The sequence below is a fragment of the Dactylosporangium sp. NBC_01737 genome (assembly GCF_035963215.1).
In the GTDB taxonomy this organism is placed as follows: Bacteria; Actinomycetota; Actinomycetes; order Mycobacteriales; family Micromonosporaceae; genus Dactylosporangium.
In genome coordinates, this window is sequence record NZ_CP109153.1 from 13,642,808 (window position 1) to 13,658,673 (window position 15,866).

The following is a 15,866-nucleotide window of genomic DNA, read 5'->3' on the forward strand; positions in this document are numbered from 1 at the left end:
CCGCACGGTTCACGAACGGACTCCGAGGAGGTGCTCCATCGCCAGCTGGTCGAGGTGCTCGAACGCCCCACCGCGGGCGGCGAGCTTCTCGACGTCGAAGTCCTCGGCCCGCAGCGACTCGATCGTCTCGCCCTCGCCGAGGGTCGGCTCGGACAGCTCGTTGACCCGCGCCGCCTCGAGCGCCGCGGCGACCTCCGGGTCCGCGCGGAACGAGGCGACCCGCTCCTTGAGGATCAGGTAGTTGCGCATGCACGCCCGTGCGGTCTCCCACACGCCGTCGTAGTCCTCGGTCCGCGGCGGCTTGTAGTCGAAGTGCCGGTAGCCGGTGTAGCCGCCGGTCTCCAGCACGTCGACGGTCCAGAACGCCCCGCGCAGGTTGCCGGCGCCGAAACGCAGGTCCTGGTCGAAGCGCGGGCCGTGCTGGCCGTTGAGGTCGATGTGGAACAGCTTGCCGTGCCACAGGGCCTGGGCGATGCCGTGGGCGAAGTTCAGCCCGGCCATCTCCTCGTGCCCGACCTCGGGGTTGAGGCCGACCCGGTCGGGCTCGTCGAGGGTCGAGATGAGGGCGAGGGCGTGACCGATCGTCGGCAGCAGGATGTCGCCGCGGGGCTCGTTCGGCTTGGGCTCCAGGGCGAAGCGGATGTCGTAGCCCTGGTCGCGCACGTACGCGCAGAGGAGGTTGAGCCCTTCGCGGTACCGGTCGAGCGCGGCCGCGACGTCCTTGGCCCCGCCGGACTCGGCGCCCTCGCGCCCGCCCCACAGCACGTAGGTCTCGGCGCCGAGGTCGGCGGCGAGGTCGATGTTGCGGAGCACCTTCTTGATCGCGAAGCGGCGGACCGCGCGATCGTTGGAGGTGAAGCCGCCGTCCTTGAAGATCGGGTGGCTGAAGAGGTTGGTGGTGACCATCTCGACGCGCACGCCGGTCGTCTTCAGCGCGTCCTTGAACCGGGCGATGGCGTGATCGCGGGTCGCGTCGTCGCTGCCGAACGGGAACAGGTCGTCGTCGTGGAACGTGACGGCGGCCGCGCCGAGGTCCGAGAGACGGTGGACGGCCTCGACGGAGTCGAGCGGGGCGCGGGTCGGGCCGCCGAAGACGTCCTGGGCCTGCCAGCCGACGGTCCACAGCCCGAACGAGAACTTGTCGGCGCGGGTGGGCTGGTAATCGTTCATGAGTACCTCTTAGCGGGGTGTTCGTTGGCGGACGTCTAGCACCCTACGCCGCCTGACGGGGTTAGTTCAATATCGGAACTAACTGGAGCGTGCCTACCCCACGTATCCCGAAATATCCAGTTCAACCAGGACGTACTGTGGCGCACATCCACAGCATGCACCGCGCCGTCAGGCGCGGAAGCAACCCAGTGGCCGTCAGGCGCGGAAGACGACCCGGTAGTACGTCTCCGAGTGCTGCAACGCGAGCAGCACCGCCCCGCGCACCTCCGCGTCCGGCCCGAGCATCGACGCACGGATCTCGACGCCGCGCAGCGCCGGTGCCAGGGCGTGCCGCGCCACCGCTGCCCGCAGCGGGTCCAGCAGCAGGTCCCCGATCGGCGCCAGCCCGCCGCCGACGATGACGACCGCCGGGTTGTACGCGTTGATCAGCCACGACGCCGCCAGCCCCAGGTGCGCGCCGATCTCGGCGATCGCGGCCGTGGCAACGGTGTCGCCGGCCCGGGCGGCCGCGGTGACGTCCCGCGCGTCGAACGTCCCGAGCTCCGCCAGGCTCGACGGCTCTCCCGCGGCGAGCGCGCGGCGCACCGCCCGCACGATCGCCGGTCCGGACGCCATCGTCTCCAGGCAGCCGACCTTGCCGCAGTTGCACGGCTCCTCGTTGCCGGGGACGGCGTTGTGCCCGATCTCGCCCGCGGTCCCGCCGACACCGTGGAACACCCTGCCGTCGGACAGGACACCCGCGGAGAGGCCGGTGCCCGCGTACAGCAGCGCCAGGTCCCCGACGCGCCCGCCGGCGCCCTCCAGGTTCTCGGCGACGGCCGCGGCCTGGCCGGCGTTGTGCACGTAGACGGGGGCGCCGAGCTCGGCGGCGAGGATGTCGCGGACCGGCACGTCCCGCCAGCCGAGGTTCGGCGCGAGCAGGCACACGCCGGTATGGAAGTCGGTGAGCCCGGGCAGGACCGCCCCGACCGCGGCGAGCCGGGCGGTGGGCAGCGCCGTGCTCTGGATCGCGGCGCGCGCCTCGGCCGCCACCATCCGCAACGCGTCGGCCGGCGCCACACCCGTGAGCGCCTGGGAACTCCCAGGGCCCGCACTGCCTCCAGGACCCACACTGCCTCCGGGACCCACACTGCCTCCAGGACCCGCTGTGCCCCCGGGACCCGCTGTGCCCCCGGGACCTGACGCCGCGGCGAGGGCGGTCGGCGTGGGGAACTCGCGCCGTGCGATCTCCTCCCCCGCGGCGTCGCCGATCGCGACCGTGGTGCGCCGGGCGCCGATGTGCGCGCCGACCACCAGCTGGGAGCGGGCGTTGAACTCGAGCAGGATCGGCGGCCGGCCGCCACTGACCGCGGTCGAGCCCGGACCGAGCTCACGGACGAGGCCGTCGGCGATCAGTTCGTCGACGATCGCGGACACGGTCGGCTTCGCCAGCGTCGTGGAACGGGCGATGCTCGCGCGCGAGACCGGCCCGCCCTCCTTGACCAACGCCAGCACCAGCGAACGGTTGACCTCGCGCATCACGTTGTGATCGGCGCCCCTGCGCGGTTCGGATGAGCGGGGTTCGGGTGACCGCTCACCCACGCGTTCGTCTGGTCGCATAATCCGACAACGCTACCCCGGCGATCACCCGTGAGCGCGCACCCTACATTGGTATCGGACATTCCCCATCGGCTAGCTCGAAAAGCTAGCCCCATGGCGGGCCCCGAGGTCCGTCATGGGTACGGCGACGCTCTCTGCGGGAAGGCAGTCTTTGCCATGCACATCTCGGCACGCGGCGACTACGCGGTGCGCGCCTCGCTCGGTCTGGCGGCCGCCTACCCCGCGGTCGTATCGGCCGCCGGCCTCGCCGACGAACAGGAGATGCCCCGCAAGTTCCTGGAGGCGGTCCTCGGCGACCTGCGGCGGGCCGGTCTCGTCCGCGGCCAGCGCGGCGTCGACGGCGGCTATGTCCTGACCCGCCAGCCCTCCGAGATCATGGTCGGCGACGTGCTCCGCGCCGTCGACGGCCCGCTCGCCGAGGTGCGTGGCGTCCGTCCGGAGGAGGCGATGTACTCCGGCACCGCCGAACACCTGCAGCAGCTGTGGGTGGCCGTGCGGGCCGCCGTGCGCAACGTCCTGGACGAGGTCAGCCTCGCCGACGTGGTCCGCGGCCGGATGCCGGCACACGTCCGGCGCCTCACCACGCCACCGCAGGCATGGCAACCCCGCTGAGCCCTGGCACCTGAGCGGACGCGGGCGGGCGGCGCGGGGAGATCTGGCGGCGGCGCCGAAAGTCCCGAACCGGGGGTGAGTCGCCCGTTGCGGACCTACGCTCAGGTCATGTCTAAGGCGCACGACCCGTACCTGCAGGCGGCCGAGGGCTTCCTGCACGCCATCCGCGACGAGCTGGACATGGCCGACGACCTGCAGATGGACCGGACGCTGCAGGTCACGCAGACCTATGCGCTGGTGAGCATCGCCCGCTCGCTGAACGTCCTCAGCGAGCAGGCCGACGGTGCCGACGACTCACCCCTCGCCATGGCGGGCAACCTCATCGCCCGCTGACGGCCACCCCGCCCCTCGGCGCCGACCCAGGTCCTGCCGCACGCGTCAAGCCGCACGCGTCAAGCCGCACGCGTCAAGCCGTGCGGGTCAGACCGTGCGGGTCAGACCGTGCGGGTCAGACCATGCGGGTCAGACCATGCGGGTCAGACGGCGGCTTCGGCGGTGAAGGCGTCGCCGACCCGGGCGACGTACTCGGCGGCGGCGGTCCCCGCGTTCGCCAGTTCCGACTCGACCACCGCCAGGCCCGGGGTCACCGGCACCGCGCCGAGCTCACCGAGCAGTTCGCACAGGTGCCGTTCGGTCGCGTCGGCCTGCGGGCCGACCCCGGCGGTCACCACGGTCACCGCCGCCACGTCCTTGAGCCCTTCGGCCGGCAGCTGGTCCAGCAGGACCTTGAGCACACCGGTGTACGTGCCCTTGTACGTCGGGGTCGCCACGACCAGCACGCTCGCGCGCCGGAGCCGGCCGAGCGCGTCGGCGACCGCACCGTCGCCGGTCTGCAGCAGGCGCGTGCCGAGCGCGGCCACGTCGATGGTGTGCGGCACCGGCTGGCCGAGCCGGTCCGCCAGCGCGGCGCCGACCTCCTCCGCCAGGTGCAGCGTGCGGGAGTGCGGACGCGGGTTGCCCGAGAGCACGACGATCATGCGCCGATCCTATCTCCTATCGAATCGATCGGAAATAGCGAAAGGATCAACCCTCCGTCCTGTGATCACGGGACGGAGCACCTCCGAGCACGGCACAAACGTGGAGCCAGCCGGTTTTCTGACGTCCACTGGCACCGACGTCGCATCCGTGCCCCGTCCAGCCCGCGGCACCCGTCCCGGCCGCGGGCTTGTCGCGGCCGGAGGTCGCGGCGCGGCCGTTCACGGCCGCGGGCTTGTCGCGGCCGGAGGTCGCGTCCGCGCAACTGCACGCGGAGGTGGCAGGGAGGCCGTTCACGGCCGACCGGTGGCTGACGGGAGCGACGGTCGTGCCCACGACGGACCGGAGCAGGCGGCTTTTGCAACCAGGCAGGACCACCGCACCGTGCCCGCCGGCGGCGCCGTCAGACCCAGGCGCGCGGGTCGGCCACCAGGTCGCGGACGCGCTCGGGCAGCTCGCCCGTGACGACGTCCTCGATCGTGACCGTCTCGAGGATGAGACGCTCGTTGGCGCGCAGGGCGATCCACACGTCCTGTAACGCGGAGGCGGCGCCGTGGTAGCCGAGTTCCTCTGGGCGCTGGCCGCGGACGTTGGCGAGCGGGCCGTCGATCACGCGGATGATCTCGGCGAGGCTGATCTCGGCGGCCGGCCGGGCGAGCCGGTAGCCGCCCTCGGGGCCACGCTGGGCGACGACGATGCCGCCGCGGCGCAGCTGCAGCAGGATGCTCTCGAGGAACTTCGGTGGGATCTGCTGGGCGGCCGCCAGGCGGTCGGCGGTCACCAGCTTGCCGTCACCGGCCGACGCCGCGAGCTCCGCCACCGCGCGGAGGGCGTAGTCGACCCGGGCTGAAAGGCGCATGACTCATCCTCCCACGCGTCGCAACAGGCCCTCTTGCACGGCCGTCGCGATGTGTCGCCCATCGCGGGTGAACATGCGGCCGGTGGCCAGGCCGCGGGCGTCGGAGGCCGATGGGCTCACCGAGTCGTACAGGAACCATTCGTCGGCGCGGAAGCCGCGGTGGAACCACAGGGCGTGATCGAGGCTGGCGCCGACGAAGCCGCCGGGGCCCCAGACGGCGCCGTGGACGGCGAGGACCGAGTCCAGCAGGGTGAGATCGGAGGCGAACGTGAGCGCGCACGCGTGCAGCAGCGGGTCGTCGGGGAGCTTGCCGTCGATACGCATCCAGACCCGCTGGGTCGGGGAGGCGGGGCGGTCGCCGGGGCGGACCCAGCCCGGCTCGCCGACGTACCGCACGTCGATCGGGCGGGGGATTATCGACCAGATGCCGGCCCGCTCCGGATACTTCGCCAGCCGCTCCGCCATCGTCGGCGTCTCCTCCGGCAAGGGGATGTCCGCCGGCGCGGCCTCGTGGTGGTCCAGGCCGTCCTCGGGGACGTGGAACGACGCCGACATGAAGAAGATGACCTTGCCGTGCTGCTGCGCGACGGACCGGCGTACGGAGAAGGAGCGGCCGTCGCGGATGTTCTCCACCGCGTACGTGATGGGCTCCGTCGGGTCGCCCGGCCGGACGAAATACCCGTGCAGCGAGTGCACCTGGCGCTGCGGGTCGACGGTCCGGCCGGCGGCGACGAGAGCCTGCCCGGCAACCTGCCCGCCGAAGACGCGCTGGGGGCCGACCGGCGGGCTCATGCCCAGGAACCGGTCGTCCCCCAACGCTTCGAGGTCCAGGAGTCGGACGAGGGCGTCTACCGCCGCCTGTCCGCTTGCAAGCTCGTCCACCCCTGCAATCTAGAGGTAATTACGCGCTGTGTTCCTGTGACAGTGCTCCCAGCTGGTGAACGCGCAGCGTGTTGGTCGAGCCGGGCGTCCCGGGCGGGGAGCCCGCGACGATGACGACGTCGTCGCCGGCGCTCAGCCACGGCAGCCCGACCATGGCCAGGTCGACCTGCTGGAACATCTCGTCGGTGTGCTGGACGAACGGCACGTCGAACGTCTGCACGCCCCACGACAGGGCCAGCTGGTTACGGACCGTCGGCTCGGGCGTGAACGCGAGCAGCGGCAGCTCGCAGTGCAGGCGGGCGAGGCGGCGGACCGTGTCACCGGTCTGCGAGAAGGCGACGAGCGCCTTGGCGCCGATGTTGCGCGCGATGTTGGAGGCGGCCGAGGTGAGCGCGCCACCACGGGTGCGCGGGTCGTGCTGCAGGCGCGGCACCGACAGCGAGCCGCCCTCGGTGGTCGCGATGATCCGGGCCATCGTGGAGACGGTCAGGATCGGATACCGCCCGACGCTGGTCTCGCCGGAGAGCATGACGGCGTCGGCGCCGTCGAGCACGGCGTTGGCGACGTCGGACGCCTCGGCGCGGGTCGGGCGGGCGTTCTCGATCATGGAGTCGAGCATCTGCGTGGCGACGATGACCGGCTTCGCCGACTCGCGGCACAGCTGGACGGCCCGCTTCTGCACGAGCGGCACCTGCTCGAGGGGCATCTCGACGCCGAGGTCGCCGCGGGCGACCATGACGCCGTCGAAGGCCGCGACGATCTGCTCGAGGGCGGCGACCGCCTCCGGCTTCTCGACCTTCGCGATGACCGGGCGGTGCACCCGCTCCTCGTCCATGATCTCGTGGACGAGCTTGATGTCGTCGGGCGAGCGCACGAACGACAACGCGATCCAGTCGGCGCCGAGCTGCAGCGCGAAGCGGAGGTCCTCGGCGTCCTTGTCGGACATGGCCGGGACGCTCACCGCGACGTTGGGCAGCGAGACACCCTTGTTGTTGGAGACCATGCCGCCCTCGGTGACGAGGACGGTGATGTCGTTTCCTTCGACGCCGGTGACCTCGACGGCAACCTTGCCGTCGTCGATCAGCAGTCGGTCGCCGGCCTTCACTTCCTGCGGCAGCTTGGTGTACGTGCACGACACCCGGTCGGCGGTGCCGACGATGTCGTCGCTGGTGATGACGGCCGTGTCACCGGTGCGCCACTCGTGGGGTCCGTTGGCGAAGCGACCGAGCCGGATCTTGGGACCCTGGAGGTCGGCGAGAATGCCCACGGAACGGCCGGCGGCAGCGGCGGCCTCACGGACGAGGGTGAACACCGCGGCGTGGTCCTCATGGCTGCCGTGGCTGAAGTTGAGCCGCGCGACGTCCATCCCGGCGTCGACGAGGCCGCGAATCCGCTCCGGAGACGATGTGGCGGGTCCGAGCGTACAGACGATTTTTGCGCGTCGAGTCACACCTTGAGGCTAGCCCCTCCACGCAGTGACGCTTCGCCCGACCCAGGGTGGCGCCATCAGTTGAGACACTGTCCACCGGGGGTTTCCCTCATAATCGTGCGATGGCTTCCACCTCACAGTGGCGCCGGCCGATGGGCACCCGCGACACCCGCGAGCCCCATCGTGTCGCGACACCGCTCGAGCTGCTGTTCGACCTGTGTTTCGTGGTGGCCATCGCCCTGGTGGCACAGCTGCTGCACCACGCGGTCACCGACGGTGACGTCGTGCACGGGCTCGTGGCGTACCTGACGGTGTTCTTCTCCGTCTGGTGGGCGTGGATGAACTTCACCTGGTTCGCCTCGGCGTACGACACCGACGACGTCGCGTACCGGCTGACGACCCTCGTGCAGATCGCCGGCGTGCTCGTCCTGGCCGCCGGGGTCACCGACGCGTTCCACGGCCACTTCGGCACCGTCACCGTGGGGTACGTCATCATGCGCGCCGCCCTGGTCACCCAGTGGCTGCGGGCGTCGGCCGGCGACCCTGGTGGTCGATCAGGGGGCCGGCGCACCGCCCGCCGGATGGCCGCCGGGGTGTCCGCGTGCCTGGTCGGCTGGTCGCTGATCCTGCTCACCCACGGCACCCCGCACCTGGCGCTGTTCTTCGTCATGGTCGCCGCGGAGCTCGCGGTGCCGCCGTGGGCGGAGCGGGACTACCACACGCCCTGGCATCCGCATCACATCGCCGAGCGGTACGGCCTGCTGTTCATCATCGTGCTCGGCGAGATCGTGCTGTCCACGACCCTCGCCATGCAGGCCGGGTTCGTGCAGGACCGGCTGTGGTGGGTGGCGGGCAGCGGCCTGGTCATCGTGTTCGCGTTCTGGTGGCTGTACTTCGACCACCCGGCGCACCGCCTGCTGGTGGATCAGCGCCACGCGTTCGTGTGGGGCTACGGGCACTACGTCGTCTTCGCGGCCGCCGCGGCGATCGGGGCCGGCATCGCCGCCGTCGTGGACCGCCCCGACCTGTCCGGCGCCCCCGTCACGATCCCGGTCGCGGTGCTGCTGGTGGCGCTGTGGGTCCTGCACATCCGCCCCCGCACCTGGCTGGAGCCGGCCGCCGCGGTCCTGGTCCTGGCCGCGACCTTCGTGGGGGCGTCGCTGGTCGTGACGGCGGCGGTGTTGTCGGTACTGGTGGCCGCCCGCCTTGTGCTCCGTTCCAGAACCCCGGTTGCCGGCTAGCCGCTGTCAGTGCTCCCGTTCGCCACCGGTGAACGCCTCGGCGCGGGCCCGGCCGTCGACGCTGTGGCTGAACACCCGGGCGTCGCTGTCCGCCGTGTGCGTCTGCCCGGTCAGCGTCGCGTGCAACGGCATCGCGGAGGTCATCTCGGCCCGCACCCGCGGCAGCGACGACGGGTGCGCGTCGCGCAGCCACGTCACCATGTGCTCCCGGATGAAGCACCGCAGGTCCCACAGTTTCGGCGCGTCGGTCGCGCTGACCAGCGCCCGCAGCCGCATCGCGCTGCCCGTCGCCTCGACGACCTGCAGCACCGACACCCGCCCGTCCCACAGGTCCGTCGACTCCAGCGCCCGGCGCAGTTCCTCCCGCGCCTCCGGCACCGGCAACCACCAGTCGACGTCGAGCATGACGTCGCCGAGCAGCGCCGCCTCCGTCCGCGTCCAGTTCTGAAACGGCTTCTCCGTGAAGTACGACGTCGGCAGGATCAACCGCCGGTCGTCCCACACGTGCACGACCACGTAGGACAACGTGATCTCCTGGACCCGCCCCCACTCCTCCTCGACGATGACGACATCCCCGAGCCGCACCGCGTCGCTGAACGCCAGTTGCAGCCCCGCGAACAGGTTCCGCAACAGGCTCTGCGCCGCCAGACCCGCGATGATGCCAACGAACCCCGCACTGGCGAGCACGCTCGTGCCCAGTATCCGAGCCTGGGGGAACGTCATCAGCATCACCCCACCGGCGATCACGGCGACCGTCGCGACCGTCACCCGCCGGATCATCACCACCTGCGTGTGCACCCGCCGCGCCTGCCGGTTGTCCGGCACGTCCGTCCTGAACCGCGCCAGCGCGGCGTCCTCCGCCACCACCAGCAACGCCGCGACCAGCCACGCCACCGCCCCGATGATGACAAGCTGCTCCACGTGCAGGAACGTGGGCCGCCACTCCGCCTCGTCAGCGGTGTCCCGGATCGTGAAGTACACCGCCGACAGCACCACCACCCCCTGCGTCGGCCGGTGCGCCCTGTTCGCCAGCTCGGTCAGCAACACCGACCGCCGCCCCACCCGCAGCAGCGCCACATGCACCGCCTGCACCAGCAACAACGCGACGAGCGCCGCCCCGAGCGCAATGCCCAGCGGCTCGAGCGTGTCGATGAGCGTGTCTCGCATTCGGCGCTGGGTACCCGAGCCCGCTGGCCTCCTAACGTGTCCTGCGTCGCACCCACCAGACAACAACTCCACCAACCACCCCGACCCCCACCACAACCCACCCTGCCGCCACACCGACCACCCCACGCCCCGGCGTCTCCCCCTGCCCCGTGGCGGCCGGACTGCCGCCGGGTGCCACAGCGGGCAGCTCCGCGGTCAGCGCGGCCACGGGATTGACGATGCCGTACCCGTACTCGTCGTCCCGCCCCGGCTTCCCCCGATCGGTGGCGGTCGCCGTCAGCCGCCGGATGACCTCGGCGGCGGAGAGGCGGGGGAACTTCGCCCGCACCAACGCCACCACCCCAGCCACAATCGCCGTCGAGTTACTCGTCCCATCACCCGTCACGTACTTGCCGAACGCCCCCGTCGAAACAATGTCAACCGCAGGCGCCGCCAACACCACCTCCGGCCCCGTCGCGGAGATGTCCGCGTGATCACCCTGTTTGCCGGTTCCGGCGACCGCCACAACACCGGGGAGGCTCGCGGGAAACGCGACGTGCTGCGCGGTGGTGGTGTTGCCGGCCGAGGCCACCACCACCACGTCGGAGCGGATGGCGACTTCCACGGCGCGCTTGATCTCTGGGTACTCGCTCGTGCCCGCGGCGACGCAGATGACCCGAGCGCCTCGAGACACAGCCCATTCGATGCCGGCCCCGAGGTTTGCCGGTGAACCACCGAACTCGCTGCGAATCGTGCGGACCGGCAGGATCTGCGCCTTGGGAGCGATGCCGAGGACGCCGGAGCCGTCCGCAAGTCCACGACCGGCGATCAACCCCGCCATGGCCGTTCCATGCCCATCGGTGTCGGTTCTTCCGTCGCCGTTTGCCTGTTCTCCGAATTCCTTTCCAGCGGTGACGGCCTCGGCCAGTTCGCCGCGCCTGGCGTCGACGCCCGTGTCCGCCACGGCTACGAGCACGCCGTCACCCTGGCTCAGACTCTGAGCTTCGGGGATACGGAGAGCGGCAAGATGCCATTGCCGGTCCCGGATCTCGTCAGCCTCTGCGTTCGACGGAGTGAATATCAGAATCACCGCACACAGCACGGCTGCGATTCGGGGTGGCAACCTCAACGGTCTATCCCGAGAACGCCGGGACCCGGATCGTGAGCGGTGGGCATCTCGGCCTCAAACAGCGGTCGCACGCCTTCCGGAACTGACCACGTGCCCTCACCGTCGCGCTGTTGTGTCCTGCGGCGTGCTATGTATTCATCGAATGACCGGTCTTGATACCCGCCACCACCACCGCCACCGACTGGTCTCGCAGAATACGGCGAGGTCGCTGCCGCCGGGCGACGCATCGCAGCCGACGTCGCGCCGCCAATCCGATTGGAACCGGCGGGCGCCGAGCCACCAACCAGTGGTGTGCCGAAAGGCCTCATCGTCGTAGGCTGGCCGACAGGTCCGCCGCCCGCAGTTGCACCTCGTGCGCCGAACCCGCCGGGTGATCCGATCACCGGATAGGTGACGGCTTCTCCGCCGGTCGATCGGACAGATACCGACGAACCCGCTGGAGGCGGCCCGGGATTCATGCCACCTGCGCCCAGCACGTCAGTGACGTGCCGGCCGGTGAGCAGAAAGTCTTCGTCAATCGCAGGAGCAGGCGGTTCGAATCTCGGAGGAACCAGTGCCGTCGCCGCACCGCTGCTGCTCAATGCGAGACGGTGACCGCTTCCAGTTCCAGCGCTGCTGCCGGGCGAGCCCGTGCCGACGGCGGTGACCGGTATCGGAACTACTCCCTGCGTACTGAACCGCGTGTACTGGGGCATGGGCACATTGAGCAGGCCCATCGCTTTCACCACGGTGGCGTCGGCCGCGATGAGAACATCCCGAGCTCGCTGATCCAGCAGCTTCTTCGCGTGCTGACCGACTCGCGGGTCGGCGAGTTCGGAAGCCTTGCCATACTCCGCGACCAGCGACGCCAACTTCGAACGCGATTCCTGGATCACGTTGACGATATGAACGAGACTCCCGCGAACCTCGCCGGCACCCCGGGCTGTTCCCGTCATCGCATCGATCATGTCGTTCAACTTGTCGGCGAACGCCGTGGCCGCTTCGCTCTTCTCCGGTGGCCATGCCTCGGCGAGCTGGTCCCGCAGAACTCGCAGCCGGTCGCGCTGGGTTTCCAGGGCGGTCTGCTGGCGGCGCAAGGTTGCCAGATGCAGGTGAGCATCCTCGGCATCGTCGGCGGCGACCATCTCCCACAGCTCGGGCAGCCGCCACCGCCGGTACGACTCGGCCATCAGGCGGACCTGCCCGTCTTCGGGTCGTGCTGGGCGGTCCAGAGCGCGTCGTCCACCTTGGTCGACGCGACGGCCAGGCTGGCCTTGAACTGCTCACCGCTCAACGTGTCCGCCTGCGCATAGGCCGCGGCGACCTCCTCGGCCGCCTGCACGAACACGGCGCCGTTGTGGACGAACGCGTCCATCAGGTCCAGCAGTTCGATGAGCTTGCGGTGGTACAACGTCGCCGCCGCCTGGACGTCCGGGCTGGCCGTGCGGGTGCCGAACGACGGAGTGTCGACGAACGTGCGCAGGATCTGGTCGTGCTCCGGTGACAGGTGCGCGGTCAGGTCGGCGTGCAACCCGGCGCCGAACGAACGGACCGCTTCCAGATCGACCGTGAAGCCCGACTGTTGATCACTCACCGCGTCCTCCCCGCCACGATGTGCAATAGACAGACGTGACGGTACCGCAAGTCCGAAGCGCTGTGACGCCCGGAATTGCAGCAACTGCGAAGCGTGACAGCAACTACCGCAACCGGCGCCGCCGCCAGGCCAGCAGCCCGGCACACGTGACGACCGTCCCACCACCGACGAAGGCCCAGACCATCGGCAGCGGCGCGGAGGCGTCCCGCTGTCCGGCACGATCCGAGGGAGGCGACGCAGCCACGGTCGGCCCGATCGACGCCGTCAACGCCGCGACCGGATTGACGATGCCGTACCCGTACTCGTCGTCCCGGCCCGGTTTTCCCCGATCGGTCGCGGTGACGGTCAGCCGCCGGATGACCTCGACGGCCGGCAACTGGGGGAACTTCGCCCGCACCAACGCCACCACCCCAGCCACAATCGCCGTCGAGCTGCTCGTGCCCTCGCCGGTCACATAGGCCCCGAACGCGCCAGTGGACACCACGTCCACGGCGGGCGCTGCCAGCACCATCTCAGGGCCAGTGGCCGAGATGCGCGCATGATCCCCGTCCTTGTCCGTCCCGCCAACCGCCAACACCCCGGGCAACTTGGCCGGAAACGCGACCTGCTTGGTCTGCGGCAGATTCCCGGCGCTCGCCACGACCACGACGTCTGCCTTGACGGCCGCCGCGACTGCCGCCTTCACCTCCGGATACTCGCTCGTGCCCGCCGCGACGCAGATGACTTTGGCACCCTGCTCAACCGCCCAGGCGATGCCGTCGCCCAGGTCGATCGGAGAGCCGCCGAACTCGCTGTGCAACGTCTGCACCGGCAGGATGGTGGCCTTCGGCGCGACACCGAGCACACCAGCACCGTTGGGAAGACCGCGGCCTGCAATGAGGCCCGCCATAGCCGTGCCGTGCCCGTCTGTGTCACGTTTCCCGTCGCCGGTCGGCTGCTCACCGAACTCCTTGCCCGGAAGGACGGCACCGGCCAACTCGCCGTGACGGTCGTCGACACCTGTGTCGACGACCGCTACGACGACACCTGCACCCTGCGTGATCTCGTGTGCCTGCGTGATTCGCAAGGCCTTGAGGTGCCACTGCCGGTCACGAATGCTGTCAGCACGGGCAAGGTCGGGCGTCCCGATGATCACAACCGACAACGCCACGCAGGCGAGGACTGCCCGACGAGTTGCGGTCAACGGTCTATTCCGATGACTCCTGGTCCCGGATCGTGGGCCCGGGCCGGAGGAACGTCGATCAAGGGCGGCACTCCCTGTTGCACCGACCACGATTCGTCGTCGCTGTCTCGCGAAGCACGCCGACGACTCGCATATTCATCGAACGATCGATCGCGGTAGCCGCCGGCACCGCCGATCCCGCGTGCTGCCGGTGCGCCGACTCCCGGAGCGCCGATCGCCGGCCGGGTCCCTGAGGCGCCGCCGGTGATCACGCTGGGCGTGCCCACGTTGCCTTTCGCGACGACCGCGCTGGGCGTGGCGGTGCTCTTCGGCAGGGCAGCGCCACCCAGGACCCGCCCTGGTGCCAGCGCAGAACGGTCGATCGGATCGGCCGCGTCGGCCGCCGGGACCACGGACGAGAGCAGCACGTCCTGGTTGCCAGCGGCCAGCCCGAACTCAGCGTCCGCCAGACCGCCTGAGGGCTCCGGCGGATCGAAGCGCGGCACTGCGAGATCGCTGGTTCCGCGTCGGCCAGGGTTCCCTGCGGTGGAACCGCCCGCGCCCGGCGTGCCGCCACTCACCGGCGTCACGACGGTGGTCTGCATGCTGAACCGTTCATAGACGGGCAGCTGGACGTCCATCGCCGCCGCCGGGTCGACCACCCTCGCGTCGGTCGTCATGAGGATGTGGCGGGCGCGTTCGTCCAGGAGCTTCCGGGCGTGTTCCGCCACCCGGTGATCCGGCAGGTCGGCCGTTCGCTGGTACTGCTCGACCAGCGGTGCCAGCTCCGCACGTGCCTGATCGAGCGCCTCGACGATCAGGCTCATCCTGCTGCGCACGTCGGCCGCCCCGCTCGCCGTCAGCGACATCGCGCGGATCATGTCGTTGAGGCGCTGGATGAAGGCGCTCGCCGCTTCGCTCTTCTCGGGTGGCCAGGCCTCGGCGAGGTGGTCGCGGAGGGTTCGTAGGCGGTCGCGCTGGGTTTCCAGGGCGGTCTGCTGGCGGCGCAGGGTTGTGAGGTGGAGGTGGGTGTTCGCCGGGGTGTCGGCGGCGACCATCTGCCACAGCTCCGGCACCCGCCACCGGCGGTACGACTCGGCCATCAGAGGCAGCCGAACTGGTGATCACTCATCGCGTTCTCCCCGCCACGATGTGCAATAGACAGACGTGACGGTACCGCAGGTTCAGCCGTGATACGAGGAGGGCATGTCGCAGGCGTCGAGGGACTGCTCGTAGCCGTCGAAGAAGGCGCCGGTGCGTTGGGCGGCGGAGCCGTGGGCGCCTTCCTGGAACCAGGGTTCGTCCTCGGGGTCGGCGACGGAGAAGAGGCCGTTCCTGAGTTCGTCGAGGTCGCCGTCCTCGAGGGTGAAGTCGCCGACCTTGATGGAGTCGCCGATGTACGCGCCGGCGAAGCAGTCGGCCTGCAGTTCCTGGTAGATGGTGAACTGGTAGTTGATGCCGAGGCGCTGCTGGATCGCGTGGCCGTACTCGTGGCCGAGCAGGTAGAAGACGAACGCGTCGCCGAGTTCCTGGTAGACCTGCTCGGACCAGTTGACGTCGTAGGCGATGAAGTCACCGACGGGGCAGTAGGCGGCGTTCTGGGTCGGGATCGGCTGGGTGCCGCACATGACCTCGCCGTCCACGCGGTAGGGCACGACCCGCGACACCGGCCGGAAGCCGACGATGCGGGAGCTCCAGTACCGTTCCACGACCCGCAGCGCGATGCTGACGTCGTGGGCGAACGTCGAGTCGGCCGGCGCCGAGGCGTGTCCGAAAGCAGAAGAGCCGGGAGCAGAAGAGCCGGAAGCAGACGGACCGGGAGCAGACTGGCCGGGAGCAGAAGAGCCGGGAGCAGGGAAGCCGGGAGCAGAAGAGCCGGACGGCGGCCGCGGGGTCGGCATGGCCGGGATCGACGGCGCCCAGAACGGCGGCGGGTCGGACGCGTGCGCAGCGGTGGCAGGCAGCAGCCACAGCAGGAGAGCCGCCGCGAACACCGGCGGCAGCGCGAACAACGGGGCGGGCTTCATGGCCGACGGGTACCCGGGGAGCGGCCCCACAACAGCGCCGCTCCCGTTTAGCACCCGACAAA

Annotated in this window: 16 protein-coding genes; 3 read left to right on the plus strand and 13 right to left on the minus strand. The window is 70.4% G+C overall.

The features are described from left to right. Positions 1 to 9: 9 nt before the first annotated feature. Complete coding sequence (gene xylA, locus OHA72_RS63125) at positions 10 to 1,170, minus strand: xylose isomerase (protein ID WP_327005564.1); 1,161 nt, start codon at positions 1,168 to 1,170, stop codon at positions 10 to 12. A 195-nt stretch (positions 1,171 to 1,365) separates the two neighbouring features. Continuing rightward, positions 1,366 to 2,688, minus strand: coding sequence for an ROK family transcriptional regulator (locus OHA72_RS63130; RefSeq protein WP_327005565.1), 1,323 nt, complete (start codon positions 2,686 to 2,688; stop codon positions 1,366 to 1,368). 237 nt (positions 2,689 to 2,925) lie between these two features. On the opposite strand from OHA72_RS63130, the gene OHA72_RS63135 reads away from it, so the two are divergent. Both OHA72_RS63135 and OHA72_RS63140 read left to right on the plus strand, forming a co-directional pair. Further along, on the plus strand, positions 2,926 to 3,381 hold the full coding sequence (locus OHA72_RS63135; RefSeq protein ID WP_033359691.1) for an RrF2 family transcriptional regulator: 456 nt from the start codon (positions 2,926 to 2,928) through the stop codon (positions 3,379 to 3,381). Between the two features lie 108 nt (positions 3,382 to 3,489). Next, a complete protein-coding gene (locus OHA72_RS63140; RefSeq protein WP_327005566.1) occupies positions 3,490 to 3,714 on the plus strand; it encodes a hypothetical protein in 225 nt (74 codons plus the stop codon). 143 nt (positions 3,715 to 3,857) lie between these two features. Here the strand turns inward: OHA72_RS63140 and OHA72_RS63145 are convergent, their stop codons facing one another. From OHA72_RS63145 to pyk, 4 genes are all read right to left on the minus strand, one after another. Beyond that, a complete protein-coding gene (locus OHA72_RS63145) occupies positions 3,858 to 4,358 on the minus strand; it encodes an NADPH-dependent FMN reductase (RefSeq protein WP_327005567.1) in 501 nt (166 codons plus the stop codon). 401 nt (positions 4,359 to 4,759) lie between these two features. Further along, the gene (locus OHA72_RS63150) at positions 4,760 to 5,215 is read right to left on the minus strand and encodes an RrF2 family transcriptional regulator (RefSeq protein ID WP_327005568.1); all 456 of its coding nucleotides are present in this window, start codon (positions 5,213 to 5,215) and stop codon (positions 4,760 to 4,762) included. A 3-nt stretch (positions 5,216 to 5,218) separates the two neighbouring features. Continuing rightward, the gene (locus OHA72_RS63155; RefSeq protein WP_327005569.1) at positions 5,219 to 6,097 is read right to left on the minus strand and encodes an acyl-CoA thioesterase; all 879 of its coding nucleotides are present in this window, start codon (positions 6,095 to 6,097) and stop codon (positions 5,219 to 5,221) included. Between the two features lie 19 nt (positions 6,098 to 6,116). Then, complete coding sequence (gene pyk / locus OHA72_RS63160) at positions 6,117 to 7,547, minus strand: pyruvate kinase (RefSeq protein WP_327005570.1); 1,431 nt, start codon at positions 7,545 to 7,547, stop codon at positions 6,117 to 6,119. A gap of 101 nt (positions 7,548 to 7,648) precedes the next feature. On the opposite strand from pyk, the gene OHA72_RS63165 reads away from it, so the two are divergent. After that, positions 7,649 to 8,767, plus strand: coding sequence for a low temperature requirement protein A (locus OHA72_RS63165; protein ID WP_327005571.1), 1,119 nt, complete (start codon positions 7,649 to 7,651; stop codon positions 8,765 to 8,767). Between the two features lie 6 nt (positions 8,768 to 8,773). On the opposite strand, the gene OHA72_RS63170 is transcribed toward OHA72_RS63165, so the two are convergent. The 7 genes from OHA72_RS63170 to OHA72_RS63200 all read right to left on the minus strand — a co-directional run bounded on the left by OHA72_RS63170 (position 8,774) and on the right by OHA72_RS63200 (position 15,804). After that, entirely contained in the window at positions 8,774 to 9,934 is a 1,161-nt protein-coding gene (locus OHA72_RS63170; protein WP_327005572.1) for a mechanosensitive ion channel family protein, read from the minus strand. A 31-nt stretch (positions 9,935 to 9,965) separates the two neighbouring features. Then, complete coding sequence (locus tag OHA72_RS63175) at positions 9,966 to 11,003, minus strand: S8 family serine peptidase (protein WP_327005573.1); 1,038 nt, start codon at positions 11,001 to 11,003, stop codon at positions 9,966 to 9,968. A 35-nt stretch (positions 11,004 to 11,038) separates the two neighbouring features. Next, positions 11,039 to 12,211, minus strand: coding sequence for a WXG100 family type VII secretion target (locus OHA72_RS63180; RefSeq protein WP_327005574.1), 1,173 nt, complete (start codon positions 12,209 to 12,211; stop codon positions 11,039 to 11,041). After that, a complete protein-coding gene (locus tag OHA72_RS63185; protein ID WP_327005575.1) occupies positions 12,211 to 12,615 on the minus strand; it encodes a hypothetical protein in 405 nt (134 codons plus the stop codon). The genes OHA72_RS63180 and OHA72_RS63185 overlap by 1 nt, the downstream gene beginning before the upstream one ends. 103 nt (positions 12,616 to 12,718) lie before the next feature. Beyond that, positions 12,719 to 13,765, minus strand: coding sequence for a S8 family serine peptidase (locus OHA72_RS63190; protein WP_327005576.1), 1,047 nt, complete (start codon positions 13,763 to 13,765; stop codon positions 12,719 to 12,721). 29 nt (positions 13,766 to 13,794) lie between these two features. After that, positions 13,795 to 14,880: a hypothetical protein gene (locus tag OHA72_RS63195; protein WP_327005577.1), complete on the minus strand. Its 1,086-nt coding sequence runs from the start codon at positions 14,878 to 14,880 to the stop codon at positions 13,795 to 13,797. An 81-nt stretch (positions 14,881 to 14,961) separates the two neighbouring features. After that, positions 14,962 to 15,804, minus strand: a complete 843-nt coding sequence (locus tag OHA72_RS63200; protein WP_327005578.1) for a neutral zinc metallopeptidase — start codon at positions 15,802 to 15,804, stop codon at positions 14,962 to 14,964. Positions 15,805 to 15,866: the final 62 nt, after the last annotated feature.